The 20141-nt window shown below is 50.9% G+C and carries 20 protein-coding genes; 9 read left to right on the forward strand and 11 right to left on the reverse strand.

Annotation, left to right across the window (positions count from 1 at the left end):
- The first annotated feature begins 4 nt into the window (after positions 1-4).
- Together J9260_RS04790 and mltB are read left to right on the forward strand one after the other, a co-directional pair.
- Positions 5-661 (forward strand): hypothetical protein, encoded by a 657-nt coding sequence (locus J9260_RS04790; protein ID WP_210219906.1) that lies wholly within the window; start codon positions 5-7, stop codon positions 659-661.
- Positions 662-676: 15 nt separating this feature from the next.
- The gene (gene mltB / locus J9260_RS04795) at positions 677-1840 is read left to right on the forward strand and encodes a lytic murein transglycosylase B (RefSeq protein WP_210219907.1); all 1164 of its coding nucleotides are present in this window, start codon (positions 677-679) and stop codon (positions 1838-1840) included.
- A gap of 39 nt (positions 1841-1879) precedes the next feature.
- Here the strand turns inward: mltB and corA are convergent, their stop codons facing one another.
- The 11 genes from corA to J9260_RS04850 form a co-directional block, all read right to left on the reverse strand.
- Positions 1880-2833, reverse strand: coding sequence for a magnesium/cobalt transporter CorA (corA, locus tag J9260_RS04800; RefSeq protein WP_210219908.1), 954 nt, complete (start codon positions 2831-2833; stop codon positions 1880-1882).
- Between the two features lie 88 nt (positions 2834-2921).
- Positions 2922-3785, reverse strand: coding sequence for an RNase adapter RapZ (gene rapZ, locus J9260_RS04805; RefSeq protein ID WP_210219909.1), 864 nt, complete (start codon positions 3783-3785; stop codon positions 2922-2924).
- 3 nt (positions 3786-3788) lie between these two features.
- On the reverse strand, positions 3789-4277 hold the full coding sequence (locus J9260_RS04810) for a PTS sugar transporter subunit IIA (RefSeq protein WP_210219910.1): 489 nt from the start codon (positions 4275-4277) through the stop codon (positions 3789-3791).
- A 6-nt stretch (positions 4278-4283) separates the two neighbouring features.
- A complete protein-coding gene (hpf, locus tag J9260_RS04815) occupies positions 4284-4619 on the reverse strand; it encodes a ribosome hibernation-promoting factor, HPF/YfiA family (RefSeq protein ID WP_210219911.1) in 336 nt (111 codons plus the stop codon).
- 57 nt (positions 4620-4676) lie between these two features.
- Positions 4677-6146, reverse strand: coding sequence for an RNA polymerase factor sigma-54 (locus tag J9260_RS04820; protein ID WP_210219912.1), 1470 nt, complete (start codon positions 6144-6146; stop codon positions 4677-4679).
- A 115-nt stretch (positions 6147-6261) separates the two neighbouring features.
- Complete coding sequence (gene lptB, locus J9260_RS04825) at positions 6262-6987, reverse strand: LPS export ABC transporter ATP-binding protein (RefSeq protein WP_210219913.1); 726 nt, start codon at positions 6985-6987, stop codon at positions 6262-6264.
- Positions 6984-7499, reverse strand: coding sequence for a lipopolysaccharide transport periplasmic protein LptA (gene lptA, locus J9260_RS04830; protein WP_246499634.1), 516 nt, complete (start codon positions 7497-7499; stop codon positions 6984-6986). Before lptA ends, lptB begins: the two co-directional genes overlap by 4 nt.
- The gene (gene lptC / locus J9260_RS04835) at positions 7465-8022 is read right to left on the reverse strand and encodes an LPS export ABC transporter periplasmic protein LptC (RefSeq protein WP_210219914.1); all 558 of its coding nucleotides are present in this window, start codon (positions 8020-8022) and stop codon (positions 7465-7467) included. The genes lptA and lptC overlap by 35 nt, the downstream gene beginning before the upstream one ends.
- Positions 8019-8576: a 3-deoxy-manno-octulosonate-8-phosphatase KdsC gene (gene kdsC, locus J9260_RS04840; RefSeq protein ID WP_246499636.1), complete on the reverse strand. Its 558-nt coding sequence runs from the start codon at positions 8574-8576 to the stop codon at positions 8019-8021. Before kdsC ends, lptC begins: the two co-directional genes overlap by 4 nt.
- Entirely contained in the window at positions 8576-9550 is a 975-nt protein-coding gene (locus tag J9260_RS04845; protein WP_210219915.1) for a KpsF/GutQ family sugar-phosphate isomerase, read from the reverse strand. Before J9260_RS04845 ends, kdsC begins: the two co-directional genes overlap by 1 nt.
- Positions 9551-9644: 94 nt before the next feature.
- Positions 9645-10943 carry a vWA domain-containing protein gene (locus J9260_RS04850; RefSeq protein WP_210219916.1) on the reverse strand — a complete coding sequence of 433 codons (1299 nt, stop codon included), beginning with the start codon at positions 10941-10943 and terminating at the stop codon, positions 9645-9647.
- A 141-nt stretch (positions 10944-11084) separates the two neighbouring features.
- On the opposite strand from J9260_RS04850, the gene J9260_RS04855 reads away from it, so the two are divergent.
- The 7 genes from J9260_RS04855 (at position 11085) to J9260_RS04885 (ending at position 20099) form a co-directional block, all read left to right on the forward strand.
- Positions 11085-13442, forward strand: coding sequence for a sugar-binding protein (locus J9260_RS04855; protein ID WP_210219917.1), 2358 nt, complete (start codon positions 11085-11087; stop codon positions 13440-13442).
- A gap of 76 nt (positions 13443-13518) precedes the next feature.
- Positions 13519-14064 (forward strand): nucleotide exchange factor GrpE, encoded by a 546-nt coding sequence (gene grpE, locus J9260_RS04860; RefSeq protein ID WP_210219918.1) that lies wholly within the window; start codon positions 13519-13521, stop codon positions 14062-14064.
- Positions 14065-14159: 95 nt separating this feature from the next.
- Complete coding sequence (gene dnaK / locus J9260_RS04865) at positions 14160-16076, forward strand: molecular chaperone DnaK (protein ID WP_210219919.1); 1917 nt, start codon at positions 14160-14162, stop codon at positions 16074-16076.
- Between the two features lie 108 nt (positions 16077-16184).
- The gene (gene dnaJ / locus J9260_RS04870; RefSeq protein WP_210219920.1) at positions 16185-17354 is read left to right on the forward strand and encodes a molecular chaperone DnaJ; all 1170 of its coding nucleotides are present in this window, start codon (positions 16185-16187) and stop codon (positions 17352-17354) included.
- A complete protein-coding gene (gene dapB / locus J9260_RS04875) occupies positions 17351-18154 on the forward strand; it encodes a 4-hydroxy-tetrahydrodipicolinate reductase (RefSeq protein ID WP_210219921.1) in 804 nt (267 codons plus the stop codon). The genes dnaJ and dapB overlap by 4 nt, the downstream gene beginning before the upstream one ends.
- Positions 18154-18834 carry a cytochrome b/b6 domain-containing protein gene (locus J9260_RS04880; RefSeq protein ID WP_210219922.1) on the forward strand — a complete coding sequence of 227 codons (681 nt, stop codon included), beginning with the start codon at positions 18154-18156 and terminating at the stop codon, positions 18832-18834. Before dapB ends, J9260_RS04880 begins: the two co-directional genes overlap by 1 nt.
- Positions 18835-18968: 134 nt before the next feature.
- Entirely contained in the window at positions 18969-20099 is a 1131-nt protein-coding gene (locus J9260_RS04885; protein WP_210219923.1) for a YeeE/YedE family protein, read from the forward strand.
- Positions 20100-20141: the final 42 nt, after the last annotated feature.

Genomic DNA, 20141 nt, shown 5'->3' on the forward strand with positions numbered 1-20141 from the left:
CACTATGAATACACTACAAGGCGTTGTAACGCTGGTTGCTCTGTTGCTTGGCAACACCGCGTATGCAGAAGGGGAAGCTACTACGCCACCCGTTACTGCACCGATTGAGGCTTTGGGTTTGATGCCAGGTGTGCATACGGCACAACCTGCGCCCGCGCCCGTGCAGCAACAACCCGCCGTTGCCGCACCTCAGCCCGCAGCAATGCCTGCTCAGGTGCAAGCGATGCCGCCGTTAACTTTCCCGCCGCAGCCGAATGCTGGTGCGCCGCGTGCCCCGGTCATGATGTATCCGCAGCAGCCCTATTACGGTGCGTATCCCGGCTATCAGGCTTACCCCTACGGGCAGGCTTATAATCCGTATGCCATGCAACAGCGTCAACCATCACCTTATCCAGTGCGCCCTGTGCCGCAAGCACCTAAAAAGAAGGAAATGAAGCCGTGGGGCGACACCCGCTACATTTGGCCGGACTTTTACACCGATTTTACCGGTGATGTATGGGATAAAATGATTAATGCCCCGTATGAAATGGGCTATATGCCCGGCGGTTGGCGTTTTCCGTCGTTAAGTTCGCCAGACCCTGTGACGGTGAGCGATGCTATTACTAATCAGTTTCCGCCGATTGCTGAAGAGGCGGGTAATTTCGTGAAGTTTACTCAGTAACCAAAGGAGAATTGGATGCGTCTTTTTAGGGATTTTTGTACGTATTCCGCAGTAGCAGTACTCGCATTAGGCTTAAGTGCTTGTAGTCAGACACCGCAAAAAATAGAATCTGATGACGGTGTTGGCACGGTGACTCCAAAGCAGCCGGGTGGTAAACACGGCAGGCATGGTAAACAGGGAAGAAATGAAGATCCGCAGTCCGTTAGTTACGGCGGGCAGGGTGTGGGTAATTACTCCGCTGCCGGATTAGGCGGTGATTTCGCGGGTAATGCTCAATTGATTGGATTCATTGAAAATCTTGCAGCCAGCAGCGGTTTTAATCGCAACTACCTGTACGGCGTATTCTCGCAGGTGCGTAACCGTGACGACGTAGCGCGGTTGTGGGCGCAAACCAGCAATGACCCCGGTAGTCCAAAGGGTTGGTTTGCTTACCGTGATCGTTTCGTTAATGCCGCAAACGTTCAGCGTGGTGTTGAATTCTGGCAGCAATACAGCTCACATTTGCAGCGTGCTGAACAAACTTACGGCGTTCCGGCGGAATACATCATCGGGATTATGGGAGTGGAAACCCGTTGGGGACGCATTTTGGGTAAACATCGCGTGATTGATGCGTTAGTTACCTCTGCGATTACTAACCAACGTCGCAGTGATTTCTTCTTTAAAGAGTTGAAAAACTACATGTTGATGACCCGTAGTGAGCGCATGGATCCGCTGGCTCCTAAAGGTTCATTCGCCGGGGCAATGGGTTATGGGCAATTCATGCCGAGCAGCTTCCACGGTTACGCGGTCGATTTTGACGGTGATGGTATCCGTGATTTGTGGAATCCGGTTGATGCAATCGGTAGCGTTGCCAACTATTTCGCGCAACATGGCTGGCAGCGTGGTGGAGCGGTGGCTGTGCCTGCGCAAGTTAGCTCAAATGCTTATGCCAATATGCCAGACGGTTTCAAAGTGAAATACACCGCTTCCTCATTGGCGGCACAAGGCATTACGCCGCAATACGGTAATGGCAGCGGCACAGCGTATTTGCTCGCGCTGAGTACCGTACCGGGTGGCTATAAAGAACCGTGGATTGGTTATAACAACTTCTACGTGATTACCCGTTACAACCACAGCAACTACTACGCTATGACCGTGCATTTGCTGGGTCAAGGCGTGCGTGAGCGCGTCGGTAAGTAACCCAAGTGTTTTGTAGAGGTAGGGTCTTTCTGCCCGCCTCTACAACCAACCCTTACGTTTAAAGTAAACGAGGGGAATCAGCCCCGCTAAAATCATCAAGCCAATCGCCATCGGATAACCGAAAGCGAATTTCAATTCTGGCATAAATTCAAAGTTCATCCCGTACAGGCTGGCTACCAAGGTCGGCGGCAAAAACATCACCGACGCAATCGAGAATATCTTAATGATTTTATTCTGTTCAATATTGATAAAACCCTGCGTGGTACTCATTAAAAAGTTGATTTTATCGAACAAAAACGTGGTGTGAGACATTAGGGTATCAATGTCGCGGATAACATCGGGAATGATTTCCTGTGCGCCCTTGCTTTCACGCAATTGACGTTGCAAAAACGAAATAGAACGCTGGGTATCCATTAAGCACAGGCGAATTTTACCGTTGCTGTCTTCTAAAGCAGCTAAATCGTCGATAGCACTTTCTAAATCGGTTTCAGTTTCTTCCAAGACGCGGTGGCTAATGATTTCTAACTCGTGATGAATGTCTTCAATCGCATCTGCCAAGTTTTCCACTTTTTGCTCAAACATGGTCAACAGTAAGTGACGTGGGGTACGCACTTCAACTTGTCCGCGTCGCGCCCGCATCCGTAACAGCCGGAAGTCTGCCAATTCGCATTCACGCACGGTAATCAAGCGTTCAGCCTGCAAAATGAATGCCACCGTCGTGGTATCCATGCGGCCTTCGCTTTGTGTCAGGAATAGGGAATGCACATGAATCCCGCTGCTATCGGTAAAATAACGTGCCGATGATTCGATTTCTTCAACATCATCCGATTCTGGTAATTCGGTATGCAATAACGCCTCTAAACGATCACGCTCCTCATCCGAGGTATCTTGCGCATCGACCCAACCGGTATGCAACATGGCCTGATCAAAACGTCCGTCGGTTAATTTGCGCTCGACCAATTTACCATTGGTGAAGTCAAAGAATCGCAGCATGGTTATAACTCCCCAAGAATGAGGCCAGCTTTAGTAAAAGGTTATTTAGCGGCCTTAATGCCGTGCCGATTGTACAGCGGGACGGGCGTTAACGCACGTCATTGAGTTCGCGGTGGCGCAACACCGTGCTATCACCTAAGGTGCTGCGAAAGTGCTGGTAAAGGCGTTCGGCGAGATACACAGAACGGTGATGTCCACCCGTGCAACCAATAGAAACCGTCAGGTAGGCTCGTTGACAATGCCCCTCTTGATTAGGCAGCCACCGATCCAAGAAATCACGAATATCGTGGTACATCTGATGTACGGCATTATGAGTTTCGAGCCAGCTTACAATGCCCGGATCTTTGCCGGTCAAGTGGCGTAATTCAGGAACCCAATACGGATTGGGTAAACAGCGCACATCAAACAAAAAGTCCGTGTCTGAGGGTGCTTCGTGTTTAAAACCAAACGATTGCACCATGAGCGACAATTTTTTTGGCTCAGCCTGATTAATCCGGGCATTCAGTAAATGCCCCAAATCGTAAATACTAGTGTGGGAGGTATCAATGCGTAAATCGGCATTAATCGACAGCGGGTTAAGTAGCGAAGCTTCCAGACTAATAGCCTTATCCAGCTCCAGCATTTCGGAAGAAAGCGGATGCCGACGGCGGCTTTCATTGTAACGTTTGCGCAGGGTGTCCTGATCGGAATACAAGTAAATCAGTTGTGTATTGGGGACGCGCTGACGTACCCGTTTAATGATTGTTGGGATTTCAGCAACGCTGGCTTTGCCACCACGAATATCAATGCCGATGGCTAAATGGGTTTGGTTGGCAATTTGTGCCGTGCCCAGCAACGCTTCCAGTAATTGCGAGGGCAGGTTATCAATACAGTAATAGCCGCTGTCTTCTAAATTGTGTAAGGCGTAACTCTTACCCGCGCCTGACATGCCACTGATGATAACAAGGTGCATCGGCTATGCCGCCAGCGCAGTCGCGTAGTACTGCGGTGTGGGGAGTAACAAACCATTGAAATAGGTAAGAATGTCAGCAGGTTCACGGTAATGGTAAAGCTGCTCTAACAACGGTTTTTGCAGCAAAATGCTGGCTAATTCGGTAATGCAGGGCGAGAAGTCGGAGGCTTTGTCTGCCGGAACCAGAATCGCCATGAACACTTGCACGGGTTTTTTATCCGGCGCGTCCATTTTGAGTCCTTCTTCTAACAGTAACAAAGCCCCGCGTGCTTCAGGGATGACAATGCTGGTATGGGGAAGGGCAACGCCATTCCCCAATGCGGTACTACCCAACTTTTCCCGGTTAGTTAGGGCATCAAAGATAACCTCGGCACTAAGACCGTCTTGTGCGCTGGCAAGTAGTTCTGCCAAGCGTTCAAACACCCGTTTGCGGCTGGACATTTCCTGCGCATGGGCAATACGTTCCGGGGTCAGTAGGGTAGTTATGTCCATCGTGAGTTAATCCGCCGACGCTGCCACATCAACCAGTTGTGCGGCTTCTTGGCGATGGTGATCTTTCACCTTTTCCTTGTGCTTGACAATCTGGCGATCCAGTTTGTCAGTCAAGGCATCAATGGCTGCATACATATCGTTGGCATGAGCATTCGCAAAAATGTGGTTGCCGCTAACATGCAGGGTAGCTTCCGCCTTATGCTGCTGTTTTTCGACTTCCAAAATAAAGTGAATGTTCATTACCTGATCAAAGTGACGTTTCAGACGATCCGCTTTCTCACGGATGTAAGCACTCATGGAATCTGTCACTTCAAGATGATGACCAGTGATTTCTAATTGCATTGCAAGCTCCTTTTTTCAGGTCATGGAAAACCTTATCCCTTTGCAGTGGGATAGGGTTCAGCTCGGAAGCAAAGCCTTGCGCTCATGGGATGGAGCGATAGACATTGCTTCACGGTACTTGGCTACGGTTCGCCGTGCCACGTTGATGCCCTGCTGATTCAGCAGATTTGTCAATTGATTATCGCTTAGGGGGGTTGCTGGACTTTCCTCTGCAATCAGCTTTTTGAGCATGGCTCGGATTGCGGTTGATGAACAACTGGAACCAGTGTCGGTGTCGACTTGGCTGGAAAAAAAGTATTTGAACTCGAAGACACCGCGCGGGGTGTGCATGTATTTACTGGTGGTGACGCGGGAGATGGTGGACTCGTGCATTTCTAACTCTTCTGCAATATCCCTGAGTACTAACGGCTTCATCGCCTGTTCCCCATATTGCATGAAAGCACTCTGACGATCAACAATTGCTTTTGCAACACCGAGTAAGGTGCTATTACGGCTTTCCACACTACGGATCAGCCAGCGGGCTTGTTGCAGATTGGTCTTGAAATAGCTGGAATCGCTGTCATTTTTGACATGACCAAGCATGTCAGCGTAATACTGATTGATTTGTAAGCTAGGCGTTACTTGAGCATTTAACGAAACCACCCACTGTCCTTTAAACTTGCGTACAAAAACATCAGGAACGATATAGTCAGGGGTAGAATTAGAAAAAGCACTGCCTGGTCGGGGTTGCAAGCTACGCAACAAAACGATCATGCCTTCCAAATCATTCTGATCTATTTTTAGTCTTTTCTGTATTTCTTTATAATCGCGTCGTTCCATTAAGTCCAGATGTTTTTCGACGAGCTGGCGTGCTTTGAACAACAAACGGGTTTCGGGGTATTTTTCTAGCTGAATGAGTAAGCATTCGCGCAAATCACGCGCACCCACACCGGGCGGGTCAAGATGCTGAATGTACTTGAGCACAACCTCAACATCTTCCATCTCGACCAGTAAATCATCGCTCAACAGTGCGAAAATCTCATCGAGGGAATCGCATAAATAACCGGCATCATCCAAAGAGCCAATCAGCAAGCTGGCAATGTATTTATCCGTGTCGGATAAATTGCTCATATTAATTTGCCATAACAAATGCTCTTGCAAGCCACTGTCAGCACTTTGCTGGTTTTCGAGGAAACCGTCTTTGTCGCCGTTGCTATCGCTGTTACTGCTGCGGGTGTCGTAAGTGTCTTCCCACTCGGCATCGTGGCCTAGTTCATCGGGAATTTCGCTGTCGAGTTGAGGCGTATCAGCGGTACTGGACGCTTCTTCTGAAGTAGTATTAGGAGCTTCACCCGCTTGCAGGGCATTGCTGGCATCCTTGTCTTCCGCTTCCTCACATAATTGCAGCAAAGGATTTTCTTCCAGTGCTTGCTGGATTTCTTCTTGCAACTCAAGCGAAGACAATTGCAGCAAGCGGATAGCCTGTTGCAACTGGGGGGTCATGGATAATGTCTGACCCAGCCGGAGATCAAATCCTTGTTTAAGCATTATTCTTGTTGTTCCTTTTGCCCAGCACGAGCATGAATGCAGTTTTCATGCCTTCATACTACCCTAATCGTTGTGGTGTGCAAAGATGCGTTAATACAGGTGAATGTGGGCTGACTCACAAGGTGAAGTTTTCGCCCAAATACACCCGCCGCGCTTGTTCATCACGCAGAATTTCAGCCGGTGTGCCCGCTACCAGAATTTTGCCTTCGCTGAGGATGTAAGCGCGGTGACAAATCCCTAAAGTTTCGCGCACATTATGGTCGGTAATCAGTACCCCAATATCACGCGCCACCAGATGCCGGATGATTTTCTGGATTTCCAGCACAGAAATAGGGTCAACCCCCGCGAAAGGTTCATCCAGTAAAATAAACGCCGGTTCAGTGGCAAGCGCACGGGCAATTTCCGCCCGCCGACGTTCCCCACCAGACAAGCTAATGCCTAAACTGTTACGTAAATGAGTTAACTGGAACTCTTCCAACAAGCTGTCAGCTTTTGCCAGACGTTGCTGACGGTTTAGATCCTTACGCATTTCCAGCACCGCCATCAGATTTTCCTGCACGGTCAATTTGCGGAAAATGCTGGCTTCTTGGGCTAAATACCCAATACCTTCGCGGGCGCGTTGGTGCATCGGTGCGTCGGTAATGTCTTTGCCATTGAGCAAGACTTGCCCTTCATCCGCGCCTACCAAGCCTACGATCATATAGAAGCAGGTGGTTTTGCCCGCGCCGTTAGGGCCGAGTAAACCTACGACTTCGGCATTGTTGATGTAAAGGTCAACCCCTTTGAGAATCTGGCGTTGTTTGTAACGCTTTTGCAGATTGTTTGCGCTTAAGGTGTTCATTCGGCAGCTTTACTAGGGAAGAAGGTGGCAGTAATACGCCCGGATTTGCCGCCTTTGCCGTCGGCTACGATTTCCCCGCTATCAATCAGGTACACAATGCTATTGCCGGTTAATTTATCCTGATCTTGTTCCAATTCCGACTCGCCGGTTAACACCAAACGCTTGTCACTGACAAAGTATTCCATCTTGGTGGATTTGCCTTTGGCGAGTTTTTTATTGTCCATTTCTTGCTTGAAATTCACCGGGGAGCCGGTAGCAATCACTTGCTGAATTTCGTTTTCGGGCGCGAGGATGTCCACGTGGGCGGCGAGAATTTCCAGCGTGCCTTGCTTGACGATGACATTGCCATCGTAAGTTGCCGTACCTTTATTGCGGTCGAAAACGGCAGTATCTGCTTCAATCGAGAGGGGTTGTTCCACGTCACCTTGTACGGCGAACACGGGAGCCGCATAAGCCAGCAACAGGCATAACAGCCCTTTATTTAACAGGGTAGGTTGAATGGACATTGGCATTAAATCTCAATAAATCTTCGTCGAGTTTGGCGTTCATTCCCACGGCTTGGATTGTGCCGGAGGGGGTGGTGATGTCAACTTTAGCGTCAGTCGAAGCCACCCGGTTTTTCAAATCGTAATCCAAGTGGTCGGTGTAAAGGTCAAAGCCACCTTTGCCCGCGTGTGTTGCCTGATAGCTATGGACATTGCCCAGCAATTTGGCTTGTTGCGTTTGTTGGTTCATGTGCGCGGTATCCGCGAGCATATGCACGCGCTGCTGCGGGTCAACGCCATCACTAATCACTGGGGCAATAATGGTGCTTTGTTGTTGTAATTTCCAATGCGTCAGGTGCTGCCCGGATACTTGTTGGCTGATCGTGCCATCGGCTTGGGTTTCCATCAGGGCAAAGTTTACAAAGTAATAGTCTACGTGATCTTTTTCTGAGGCCAAGCCGCCGCTGTATTGTTGCCCAAAGTAATCTTCCATCTGGGTAATTACCAAGATTAAGCACAAGGCAGCAATCAAAATAACCCACGCTTTCATGTGAGGTAGCTTTCCAGTTTGGCTTGCAGTTTACCTTGGACGTGTAACAGCATTTCGCAGATTTCGCGTGCCGCACCGCGCCCGCCAGCGGTTTGCGCCACCCAATGCGCGTGTTGTTTCACGTAATAATGCGCATCACCCACCGCAATGGCCAAGCCCACTTGCGCCATGACAGGTAAATCCACCACATCATCGCCCACGTAAGCAATATTAGCTGCACTTAACCCGGTTTTTGCTAGCAAATCGTCAAAAGCGGGGCGTTTATCACGGTAGCCCTGCCAAATACGGTCACGCGGAATCTTCAGGTTATCAGCGCGGTGTAATACCAGTTCCGATTGCCGTCCGGTAATCAGCGCGATTTCAATCCCGCCCTCCAGCAACATGCGGATGCCATGCCCGTCTTTGGAATTAAACGCTTTGTATTCTTGCCCGTTGTTGTCAAAAAACAGACTGCCATCGGTCAATACCCCGTCAATGTCAAAAATCACCAAGCGGATGTCGCGGGCGCGTGCCAGCAATGTTTCGGGGAAGGTGTGTTGTGTCATGGCGTACATCAGGCGATTCCTGCGCGTAAAAGATCATGCATGTGGATAATACCGGTAATGCGCCCATCCTGCACGACTGGCAGCACGGTAATTGCGTGCGCTTCCATCTGATTGAGCGCGTCTACCGCCAAACGGTTGCCGGTAATGGTCTGAAAACGGGTAGTCATCAGCGCACTGATCGGTTGTTCCAACGAACTAATGCCTTTTTCAAACGAGCGGCGCAAATCCCCGTCAGTAAAAATACCCAGCAACTGCCCGTCGGTGGCGACTATGCTGGTGATGCCGAGCTTTTTGCGGGTCATTTCCAAAATGGCTTGCTGCAAACTGATTTCAGGCGAGACTTGGGGGATTTCATCGCCGCTGTGCATAATGTCACGCACGTGTACCAGCAAGCGTTTACCCAAGCGTCCGCCGGGATGGGAGCGCGCAAAATCTTCTGCCGTAAAGCCGCGAGCTTCGAGTAACGCAATCGCTAACGCATCGCCCATCACCAATGTCGCCGTGGTGCTGGAGGTTGGCGCAAGCCCCAATGGGCAGGCTTCTTTTTCCGCACCCGTGTACAGGTGAAAATCCGCCATTTCTGCTAACGGTGATTGTGGGTTGCCCGTCATCGCAATGATTTTGACATTCAAACGCCGAATTACCGGCAGGATCGAAAGAATTTCATCGCTGGTGCCGGAGTTTGATAACGCGATAATCACGTCGCCATTCACAATCATCCCCAAATCACCGTGGCTGGCTTCGCCGGGGTGCAGGAAAAACGCAGGTGTGCCGGTGCTGGCGAAGGTTGCCGCCATTTTATTGCCGATATGCCCGGATTTGCCCATGCCCGTGACAATAACGCGCCCTTGGCAGGCTAAAATGGCTTCGCAGGCTTGCACAAAGGAATCATCCAAACGCGCTGGCAGAGCTTTCAGAGTTTCGATTTCGGTTTCAATAACGGCTTTTGCGAGTGCCAGTAGATCGGTTTTATTGTGATGCATTCTTATTTCTCAGTTGAACGGCGAATCAGCGGTGTTAGCGCGTTTGCGGATTATAGCGGCAATTGTGGATGGGACATAAGTTGTTCCGGTTCGTTCAATTCAACTGCACCCGCGTTCCCCACGGCACTGATGATTTACCTTTGACCAACCATATCACCGGAAAGTTGGGTGGCGTAGCAGGAAAAAAGCCTTGTGCGTCGGTGAAATACACCAACAAGTCTGGCGATTGATCTTGTTGCTGTGTCCAAGTGAATACCGGGCGAAAATCGGTTGAACCACCGCCTGGCATCGCTTGTGGCAAAGTGGCTTCTTCCCACGGTTCAAAGCGGCGCGGAAATCCTTCCACAATCTCGGAATCGCACGCCAATAACGTGACCGCAGCGCGAACTTGCCCCTTGATGGCGTTGATTTCCGACAGGCAATCCTGCAATTCCTTGTCATTGACGGAACCGCTCACATCCAAAGCCACGACCGCATTAATTTGATGGCTTTTTAAAGTGGGGAAAATCGCCGGATCACCACGTCGCGAGGAAGGACGGGTGTAGCTGTAATCGTCACGCGCTACCGCCGTCATGTAATGCGCGAGTAAGGTGCGCCAAGGCAAACGCGGTTGCAGTAATTCTTCCACCAGTCGTTTCATGATGCCGCTGAGTTTGCCCGCTTGCTGTGCTTGTTGGGCGGCTCCGGCAAGGCGTTGCTGCCATTGTACGCTTAATTCTTCGGCTTCTTGTTGGCTTAAGGGCGGGGGTGGTGGTGCGCCGCCTTGTGACTGTTCGTCGAATTCCGGTTGTTGCCCTGAGCCTTTTGAGCCTTCGCCTTGTTGTGGGGTATTTTCAGATTTACTGTCTTTGGGCGGCGGTGGTTCTTCCTGTTTATCGCGGTTATCCAGTGGGTTGTCGCTGGTGTCGCGCCCACCTTCCGCCGGGTCGTTTTCCTTGTCGTAAAGGTGTTGATCCAGCGTTTCGGTCATGTCGTTATCGTCGAGTAGCGGGTAAATTTCTTCCGCATTCATGCCGACGTATTCTTTCATCATAATCATGCCGGGGGGCGGTTTTAAGCCATCTGCCAGCAAGATCGGGTTAATGGCGTAATCGCAGGCTAAATCCCAGCGGTGTTTTACCCGGTGTTGACGACGCGCAAAATGCGATAAAGCGCAGTGCAAGGCTTCGTGGGCTAATACAAATTGGGCTTCGTCGGTGCGTAATTCCTGCACGTATTCGGGGTTGTAATAAAACTTGCGGGCATCCGTACCCGTGGTTGGACACCAAGCCGGATTCGCGATTTGCAACGGTAAACGCAGCACCAACGCGCCCAGAAACGGTTTGTCTAAAATCAGTCGGGTACGGGCAGCAACCAATTTGTCTTCAACGGCTTTGAGGTCAATGTTTGGCATAGTTGTGCGGCACTGTGGTGTGGAAAACACCAATGGTAGAGGCTGCGGCGCGGCGGTGCAAATGGGCGCAGAATAGAGGCAGAATCCCGCCGTTGGTGGAAAAGTGCTGGTAAATGCCAGCGACTCACCTACACTGTGCGGATGCTACGAAAAACCCTTACCTTCCTATTATTGTGCGTGTTGCTGCTGTTTTTAGTGCAGCTTGGTTTGTTTGCCTACCGTTATTTTGGCGACACTCCGACCTTGCCGGTGAGTAATGTGCCCGCAGAACATGTTACCTTACCCGGCATTACCCAAGCGGGTTCGCTGGGGATTAACGCCAACGAAATTCACTACGAAGATGCGAGTATTCCTTTCATCGACTTATTCCGCGTTGCCAGCCCGTTTGCTGAAAATGTGCTGGGGCTGCGCTCAGATAATGTGCAATACGATAGCAACGGTTGGCCAACGGATTTGCGTGGTGGCGAGGCTGGCACGAAGTTTTTGGGCAAATTACCGCCTGAAATTTTGCCCGAAGGCGATTACAGCGTGTTGTATGACGGCGTGGGTAAATTACGCTACGGACATGACGTAAAAGTGGTGTCGCAAGCGGCGGGGCGCGAAGTTATCCGTTTTGTTGCCGGAGCGGACGGTTTGCTGGATGCGAGTGTGGTGATTACTCAAACCGATAGTGCTAATCCGTTGCGCAATATTCGTATTTTGCCACCGGGCGGCATTTGTCAGCGTGATCCGTTAACCTGGGTTATGACGGCGCAAGCGTGTGCGCCAGCGGGGGATTATTTGCCGTTTGAACGCTATTACCAAAGCATTGTGTTTAACCCCGATTACCTGCGTTTTATGAAGGATTTCAGCACGATCCGCTTTATGGGAATGTCAGGAATTACCCGTAATCCGGTGGTGCACTGGCAGGATCGTCCGCGTTTTGAGGAAGCCAACTGGGGCGGAACTTATGGCGCACGCGGCGTACCCATCGAGGTGATGGTTGATCTGGCGAATCGCTTAAATAAGGATGCCTGGTTTAATTTACCGCACGCGGCAGACGATGAGTATATGCGTTCGTTTGCGGCGTATGTCCGCGATCATTTGCAGCCAAACTTGAAAGTGTATCTGGAATACACCAATGAAGCGTGGAACACCACCTTTTCCCACAGCGAATATACCCAGAAAAAAGGCATTGAACTGGGTTACGGCAATCACGCGGTGGAGGCGGGTTATCGCTATTACGCTCAGCGTTCCCGCGAACTGTTTGCATTGTGGGAGGATGTATTCGGGGGGCGCGAACGTTTTGTGCGGGTGTTAGGTGCGTGGGATACCCGCCCGGATATTACCCAGAAACTGTTGAATTACGATGAAACTTACCGTTTTGTGGATGCGGTGGCGATTGCGCCGTATTTTGGCGGTAACGTTAAAGGCTTCCGCGAGTCGACCACGGTGGATGAGATTTTCCAATTAACCACTGACCCGGAATCTTACCGTTCGTTGCCGGAAGTGCTGAAAATGGTGGGTAAACAAGCGACTTTGGCGCAACAATACGGGCTTGATTTATTGGGTTACGAGGGCGGGCAAGGTTTGGTCGATTGGGTAACGCGCGACGCGGCTCAACACCCTAATCCGTTATTTTTTGCGGCGAATCGTGACCCGCGCATGGGGGCGTTGTATCGCGATTTTCTCAACGGTTGGCAGGCGGCTGGTGGTAAATTATTGATGTTGTTTTCAGCACCACGCACTTGCCAATGGTACGGTTGCTGGGGGTTAAAAGAGCATATTCGCCAGCCGCGTGAACAGGCTTACAAATACGCCGCAGTGATGGATGTCATGGCGAAAAATGCCGCTACTCAGCTTGCAGCATCTACGCCCGCCAGTGTGGAGCCTGCATCGCCGCAAAAGCCGCGTAACCCGGATGATCCGGTGATTGTATGGCGACCGGCAACTGACCCGGATCGTTTCTTTTTTCTGGAAAACCCGCGCACCTTGGATGTATTGCTGGAAACCAAAGATTGGGCAAAACGCGATTCCTTCGGTAAATGGCAAGGTAAGTGGGACGAGGATTACCTGTATTTCAGCGTGCGGGTGTATGACGAACAGTGGGTGCAAGATTCCGTGGATTTGAGTGATGATGATTCCATCGAGTTACTGTTCGATGCGGATAATAGTCGCGGTGAAACGCTGGACGGGCGCAATGATTTCCGGCTGATATTCGGCTGCGGCTTCGAGCAACCGTTATTGGGGGCAGGGTCTGCGCCGATTAGCGATGCCTTGCTTGCCAGTATTAACACCGATATGCGTGCCACGGCGGATGGTTATGTGCTGGAGGCGTGGATTCCTTGGCAGGTGTTTGGTGTCACCCCGCAAGTGAAGCAGCGCGTCGCGGTTGATGTCCATATTAATGATGACGATGACGGCGGTGCACGTGATAAAAAAATTGGCTGGATTGCCCAGAATGCGGATGCTGTACACCAACCGCGTCAATGGGGCGTGATTTTATTCAGTGGACGTTGACCTGTTTGCCTTGAAATCCTGATCTAAACCCCCACTCTTCACGACGATATGATCTTAATCGCCGTGGAGTAGCACAATGACTGACCCAAAAGACAATAATGCCCAAGAATTACCCGAAGCATCTGCCCCTGCAAACGATGCCGCGCCCAGCGAAGTACCCAGTGAGTTAGCGCAGTTACAAGCTGAACTTGAAGCAGCCAAAGCTGAAGCGGCTGACAATTACGAACAATTCTTACGCGCTCAGGCAGAGCTTGCCAACCAACGCCGTCGCGCTGATAAGCAAGTGGAAGACGCGCACAAATACGCGGTGCAACGTTTTGTTGAAGCGTTAATTCCCGTCATTGACAGCATTGAAATGGGTTTGCAGGCGCAGGGTGATCTGGCACAAATCCGTGAGGGGATGCAATTAACCCTCAAGCAGTTCGAGACTGTGATGGAAAAATTCAATATTACCGCCGTGGGCGAACCCGGTGATGCTTTCAATCCCGAACATCACCAAGCCATGTCGATGCAACCGCACCCGGATTTTGACAACAACACCGTTTCCCTTGTCATGCAAAAAGGCTACGTGATGAGCGGTCGGGTGGTGCGTCCGGCAATGGTCATGGTCTGTAAAAAATAAATATTCTGTGACAACCGCTCTTGAAAAGGGCTGGATAACCCCACATAAACAAGCCAATTGTTTAAGTTAACAAAAGTATTCTGGAGATAGACATCATGGGAAAAATTATCGGTATCGACCTCGGTACAACTAACTCTTGCGTTGCCATCATGGACGGTGACAAGCCGCGTGTTATTGAAAATGCTGAAGGTGATCGTACCACCCCATCCATTATTGCCTTCACTGAAGATGAAGTGCTGGTTGGTCAAACCGCGAAACGCCAAGCGGTCACTAACCCTGAAAACACTCTGTATGCGATTAAGCGTTTGATCGGTCGCCGCTTTCAAGAAGATGCGGTTCAAAAAGACATCAAACTGGTTCCGTACAAAATTGTCAAAGCTGACAATGGCGACGCATGGGTAGACGTGCGTGGTCGTAAAATGGCTCCGCCAGAGATTTCTGCGCGTGTGTTGATGAAGATGAAGAAAACCGCTGAAGATTTCCTCGGTGAACCAGTGACTGAAGCAGTCATTACCGTTCCGGCATACTTCAACGATTCACAACGTCAAGCCACCAAAGACGCTGGTAAAATCGCTGGTCTGGAAGTCAAGCGTATCATCAATGAACCAACCGCAGCCGCACTGGCTTACGGTATGGACAAAGCCAAGGGCGACAGCAAAATCGCGGTGTATGACTTAGGTGGTGGTACATTCGACGTATCCATTATCGAAATCGCTGACGTTGACGGCGAAATGCAGTTTGAAGTGCTTTCCACCAACGGTGACACCTTCCTCGGTGGTGAAGACTTCGATATGCGCTTGATTGATTATCTGGCAGACGAATTCCGTAAAACCAGCGGTATCGACCTCAAAGGCGATCCATTGGCAATGCAACGTCTGAAAGATGGTGCGGAAAAAGCTAAGATTGAGCTGTCTACCAGCCAACAATCTGACGTTAACTTACCGTACATTACTGCGGATGCGACCGGCCCGAAACACTTGAATATCAAAGTGACCCGCGCCAAGTTGGAATCATTGGTTGATGATTTGATCAGCCGCACCATTGAGCCGTGCAAAGTTGCATTGAAAGACGCAGGTTTGTCTGCTTCGCAAATCAATGATGTAATCTTGGTTGGCGGTCAAACCCGTATGCCAAAAGTCCAGGAAGCGGTGAAAAACTTCTTCGGCAAAGAGCCACGTAAAGACGTGAACCCTGATGAAGCGGTTGCAGTTGGTGCGGCGATTCAAGGTGGCGTAATGAGCGGCGGCGTGACTGACATCCTGTTGTTGGACGTTACCCCGTTGTCATTGGGCATTGAAACCATGGGCGGCGTTTCTACCAAACTGATTACCAAAAACACCACGATTCCGACCAAGGCATCGCAAGTGTTCTCGACCGCAGAAGATAACCAAACGGCTGTTACCGTACACGTTATCCAAGGTGAGCGCGAAATGGCGCGTGACAACAAGTCTCTGGGGCGTTTTGACTTGCAAGACATTCCGCCAGCACAACGCGGTATGCCGCAAATCGAAGTCACCTTTGACATCGACGCGAACGGTATTTTGAACGTTACCGCGAAAGACAAGTCGACCGGTAAGCAACAAAACATCGTGATCAAAGCTTCTTCCGGCTTATCTGATGCAGAAGTTGAACAAATGGTCAAAGATGCCGAAGCGCACGCTGAAGAAGACAAAAAGCAGCGCGAATTGGTTGACGCACGTAATCAAGCGGACAATATGATTCACGGCACTGAAAAATCGCTGAAAGAATACGGCGAGAAAGTCGAAAGTGCGGATCGTGCTAATATCGAATCCCTGATTGGCGAACTCAAAGAAGCAGTCAAAGGCGACAACAAAGAAGTCATTGAACGCAAAACTGAAGCGTTGTTGGATGCATCCGGCAAGCTGATGCAAGCAATGGCAGGTCAAGCAGGTGGCTGTGGCCCTGACGGTTGCGGCGATGGTTCTTGTGGTACGCAAGGCGGCAAACCGGGCGACGACATCGTTGATGCCGAGTTTGAAGAGAAAAAGTAAGACAATATTGACCCCTCACTCCCTCTTGTTCCTTCCCCCCTTGCGGGGGAAGGTTAGGATGGGGGGATATTAAAGTGAGGGGTTTTCCTACATTACAGGAATCGATCTATGTCCAAACGGGATTATTACGAAATCCTTGGGGTTCAGAAAAACGTCAGCGAAGACGACCTGAAAAAGGCGTTTCGTCGCTTGGCGATGAAATACCATCCTGACCGCAACCCCGATAACGCCGAGGCTGAAGCTAAATTTAAAGAAGCCAAAGAAGCGTATGAAATCCTCAGCGACTCTCAAAAGCGTGCAGCTTATGACCAGTTTGGTCATGCCGGGGTGGATGCATCGGCTGGCGGCGGCAGACCGGGTAACGGACAAGGTGGTTTTGGCGATATTTTTGAAGATATTTTCGGCGACATCTTTGGTGGCGGCGGCGGTCGTGGTGGACGCGGTGGCGGCGGCGGCGGTGGTAATCGTGCGTACCGTGGCAGCGACCTGCAATACAACCTTGAGTTGACGCTGGAAGAAGCGGTATTCGGTACTACCACCGACATCCGTGTACCGTCCTTACAAAGCTGTGAAACCTGTAACGGTTCCGGTGCAAAACCGGGTACGCACCCACAAACCTGCCCCACCTGTCATGGCAACGGACAAGTGCGGATGCAGCAAGGCTTTTTCGCGATTCAGCAAACCTGCCCACATTGTCACGGTTCCGGGAAAATCATTGCTGATCCTTGCCCTGACTGTCATGGTCAAGGCCGTAAGGAAAAGCAGAAAACCTTGTCAGTGCGCATTCCAGCCGGAGTGGACAATGGCGACCGCGTGCGTTTAGCCGGTGAAGGCGAAGGCGGCGTGAATGGCGGGCCAGCCGGTGATTTGTACGTGCAAGTTTTTGTCAAAGCGCACCCTTTATTCCAGCGTGACGGCGACACTTTGCATTGCGAAATGCCGATTCGCTTTACCACCGCAGCATTGGGTGGCGAATTGGAAGTGCCGACGTTGGAAGGCAAAATCAATCTCAAAATCCCGGCAGAAACCCAGACCGGTAAGCAGTTCCGTTTGCGTGGCAAGGGTGTAAAATCGGTGCGTAGCGCAACCGCTGGTGATTTGATTTGCCGGGTTATCGTCGAAACCCCGGTGAATTTGACCAAGCGTCAGCGCGAGTTGCTGGAAGAGCTGGATACCTCCATGCACGAAGGCGGCAAGAAACACAGCCCGAAAGAACACGGCTGGACAGATAAAGCCAAAAGTTTCTTTAAAGACCTGTTTGAAGGTGACAAAAAATGACCAGAGTAGCGGTGGTAGGCGCGGCGGGGCGCATGGGTAAAGCCTTGATTGAGGCGTGTGCGCAAGTCGAAGGGTTAACACTGAGCGTTGCCACTGAGCATCCTGCCAGTTCCTTGATTGGAGCGGATGCGGGCGAAGTTGCAGGCATCGGTAAAAATGGTGTCATTATCGCCCCGACCCTAGACGAAGCCGCTAACGATTTCGACGTGCTGATTGATTTCACCCGCCCGGAACCGTGCTTGCTGCACCTCAACTGGTGTGTGGCAAAAGGCAAGAAAATGGTCATTGGCACGACCGGTTTTGACGACGCGGGTAAGGCAGCGATTGCTAAAGCCGCCCAGCAAATCGGTGTGGTATTCGCGCCTAACATGAGTGTCGGGGTGAATTTGTGCCTGAAACTGTTGGATATGGCAGCGCGGGTGCTAGGCGATAGCGTCGATATTGAGATCGTGGAAGCGCACCATCGCCACAAAGTTGATGCACCTTCCGGCACTGCATTACGCATGGGCGAAGTGGTGGCGAATGCGTTAGGACGTGATTTGAAAGAGTGCGCGGTCTACGGGCGTGAAGGTGTTACTGGCGAACGTGAGCGTCAAACCATTGGTTTTGCCACGGTGCGGGCGGGCGATGTGGTCGGTGATCATACCGTGATGTTTGCGGATATTGGTGAGCGCGTGGAAATTACCCATAAAGCATCCAGCCGCATGACGTTTGCCAAAGGTGCGGTGCGTGCTGCTGCATGGTTGCAGGACAAAAACACCGGTTTGTTCGACATGCAGGATGTTTTAGGTTTGAAATAATGCAAACGATTCCCGTCAGGCTGTGGGATTTACCCACACGGTTGTTTCACTGGGCATTGGTTCTCGGCATTGGTTTCTCGTGGTTTTGCGCGGAAATCGGCGGTAACTGGATGGTGTGGCACGAACGTAGCGGGATTTTCCTGCTGGCTTTGGTGGTGTTTCGGGTGGTTTGGGGTGTTATCGGTAGCGATACGGCGCGGTTTGCGCAGTTTTTGAAATCGCCGCGTCACGCCTTGACACATTTCAGTGAGTTGCGCACTAAGGCAACAGCGTTTCATGCGGGGCATAACCCGTTGGGAGCGTGGATGGTGGTGGCTTTGGTGCTGGCAGTGCTGATGCAGGCGAGTACCGGGTTGTTTGCTACCGATGATATTATGACCGAAGGGCCGTTAATCGGGTTGGTAACGGCGGATACGGCTGAAGTTTTGACCTCTATTCATCACTTAACCTTCAATGGTATTTTGCTACTGGCTGCGGCGCACATTGCCGCCGTGCTGTTTTACCGTTTCCATAAGCGCACCAATTTGATCAAAGCAATGGTGAGTGGTAAGGCAGATTGGCCTGTGGAACAATCGCCGCCGCCAGTTGGGCTAAGGTTTAAGCCTGTATGGTTGGGCGTATTGGTGTTTGTGGCGGTGTATGCAGCAGTGTTTAGCGGGATTACATGGCTGGCCGCTTGAGTTCGGTTTTTGATAAACTGCAATTATTTTGATACAGATCATTAGCATTCGTTAATATACGCATATAGAATGCTCCCCATCGTTTATTGAATGACTTTCCGATGCCTCCTCCTCATCGGAAAGGGGAGCAGAGCATGAATTACGAAACCTTATTAGAGCACTTCGCGACTGAAGAAATATCCGCCATCATCGGCTTAGTGGTGGGTCTTACCTTCGGTATCTTTGCCCAGCAAAGTCGTTTTTGCTTACGGGCGGCCTGTGTGGAATTCTGGCGCGGTCAAACCGGCAAAAAGTTTGCCATCTGGTTACTGGCGTTCAGTGCTGCCATGATTGCCACCCAATATTTCATTGGAACCGGCGCGATTGATACCGGGCAAATTCGCCAATTGAACAATACCGGCTCGATGTCGGGGGCAATTATTGGCGGGTTGTTATTCGGTGCGGGCATGGTGTTAGCCGGTGGTTGCGCCAGTCGTTTGTTGGTGTTGTCGGCAACCGGCAATATGCGCACGATGGTAGCGGGGCTGGTGGTAACAATTGTGGCGCAAGCGTCATTGCGTGGCGGGTTGTCACCGTTGCGCGAAGAGCTTTCCTCATGGTGGCTGGTTGATGGTCAATCCCGCAGTTTCGCCAGTTGGTTGCCTCCTTACGGTGGTTTGATCATCGGTGTCGCTTTATTTTTACTAGGTTTGTGGTTTGCCAAGCGTCACCAACTGAGTAAATGGTGGGGTGTCGCGGCGGTTATTACCGGCTTGTCCGTGGCTTTGGGATGGTTGTTAACTAGTCTACAAGCCGCTAATTCCTTTGACATTGTGGCGGTTAAAAGCGTGAGCTTCACGGGTTCTTCAGCCGATACCTTGATGGGTTTGATCAATCAACCGACATTGCCACTGAGCTTTGATGTGGGTTTAGTACCCGGCGTATTTTTAGGCTCATTGCTGGCGGCTTTGGTGACGCATGAATTCAAATGGCAACAATTCACCTCCGACAGTGGCTTTGCCCGCTTTTTTATCGGCGCGGCTTTGATGGGGTTTGGCGGGATGCTTGCGGGTGGTTGTGCGGTAGGTGCTGGTGTTACCGGTGGCGCGATTTTAGTCATTACCGCGTGGGTTGCCTTGTTTAGCATGTGGATTGGGGCGGGTATTACTGACTGGGTAGTCGACAGAAAAGCAGATGAGCTGAAAGCCGCAGCGCAAGCAGGGCTTGTTGCTGAAACCAGTTTGCCGCATTTCCCCAAAGCACCGGATTCAGTACGGATTGGTTAATGGTGGTGTGAACCTCCCCGGATTCGGGGAGGTTTGAAACGA

Source organism: Thiothrix unzii (assembly GCF_017901175.1).
Lineage (GTDB): Bacteria > Pseudomonadota > Gammaproteobacteria > Thiotrichales > Thiotrichaceae > Thiothrix > Thiothrix unzii.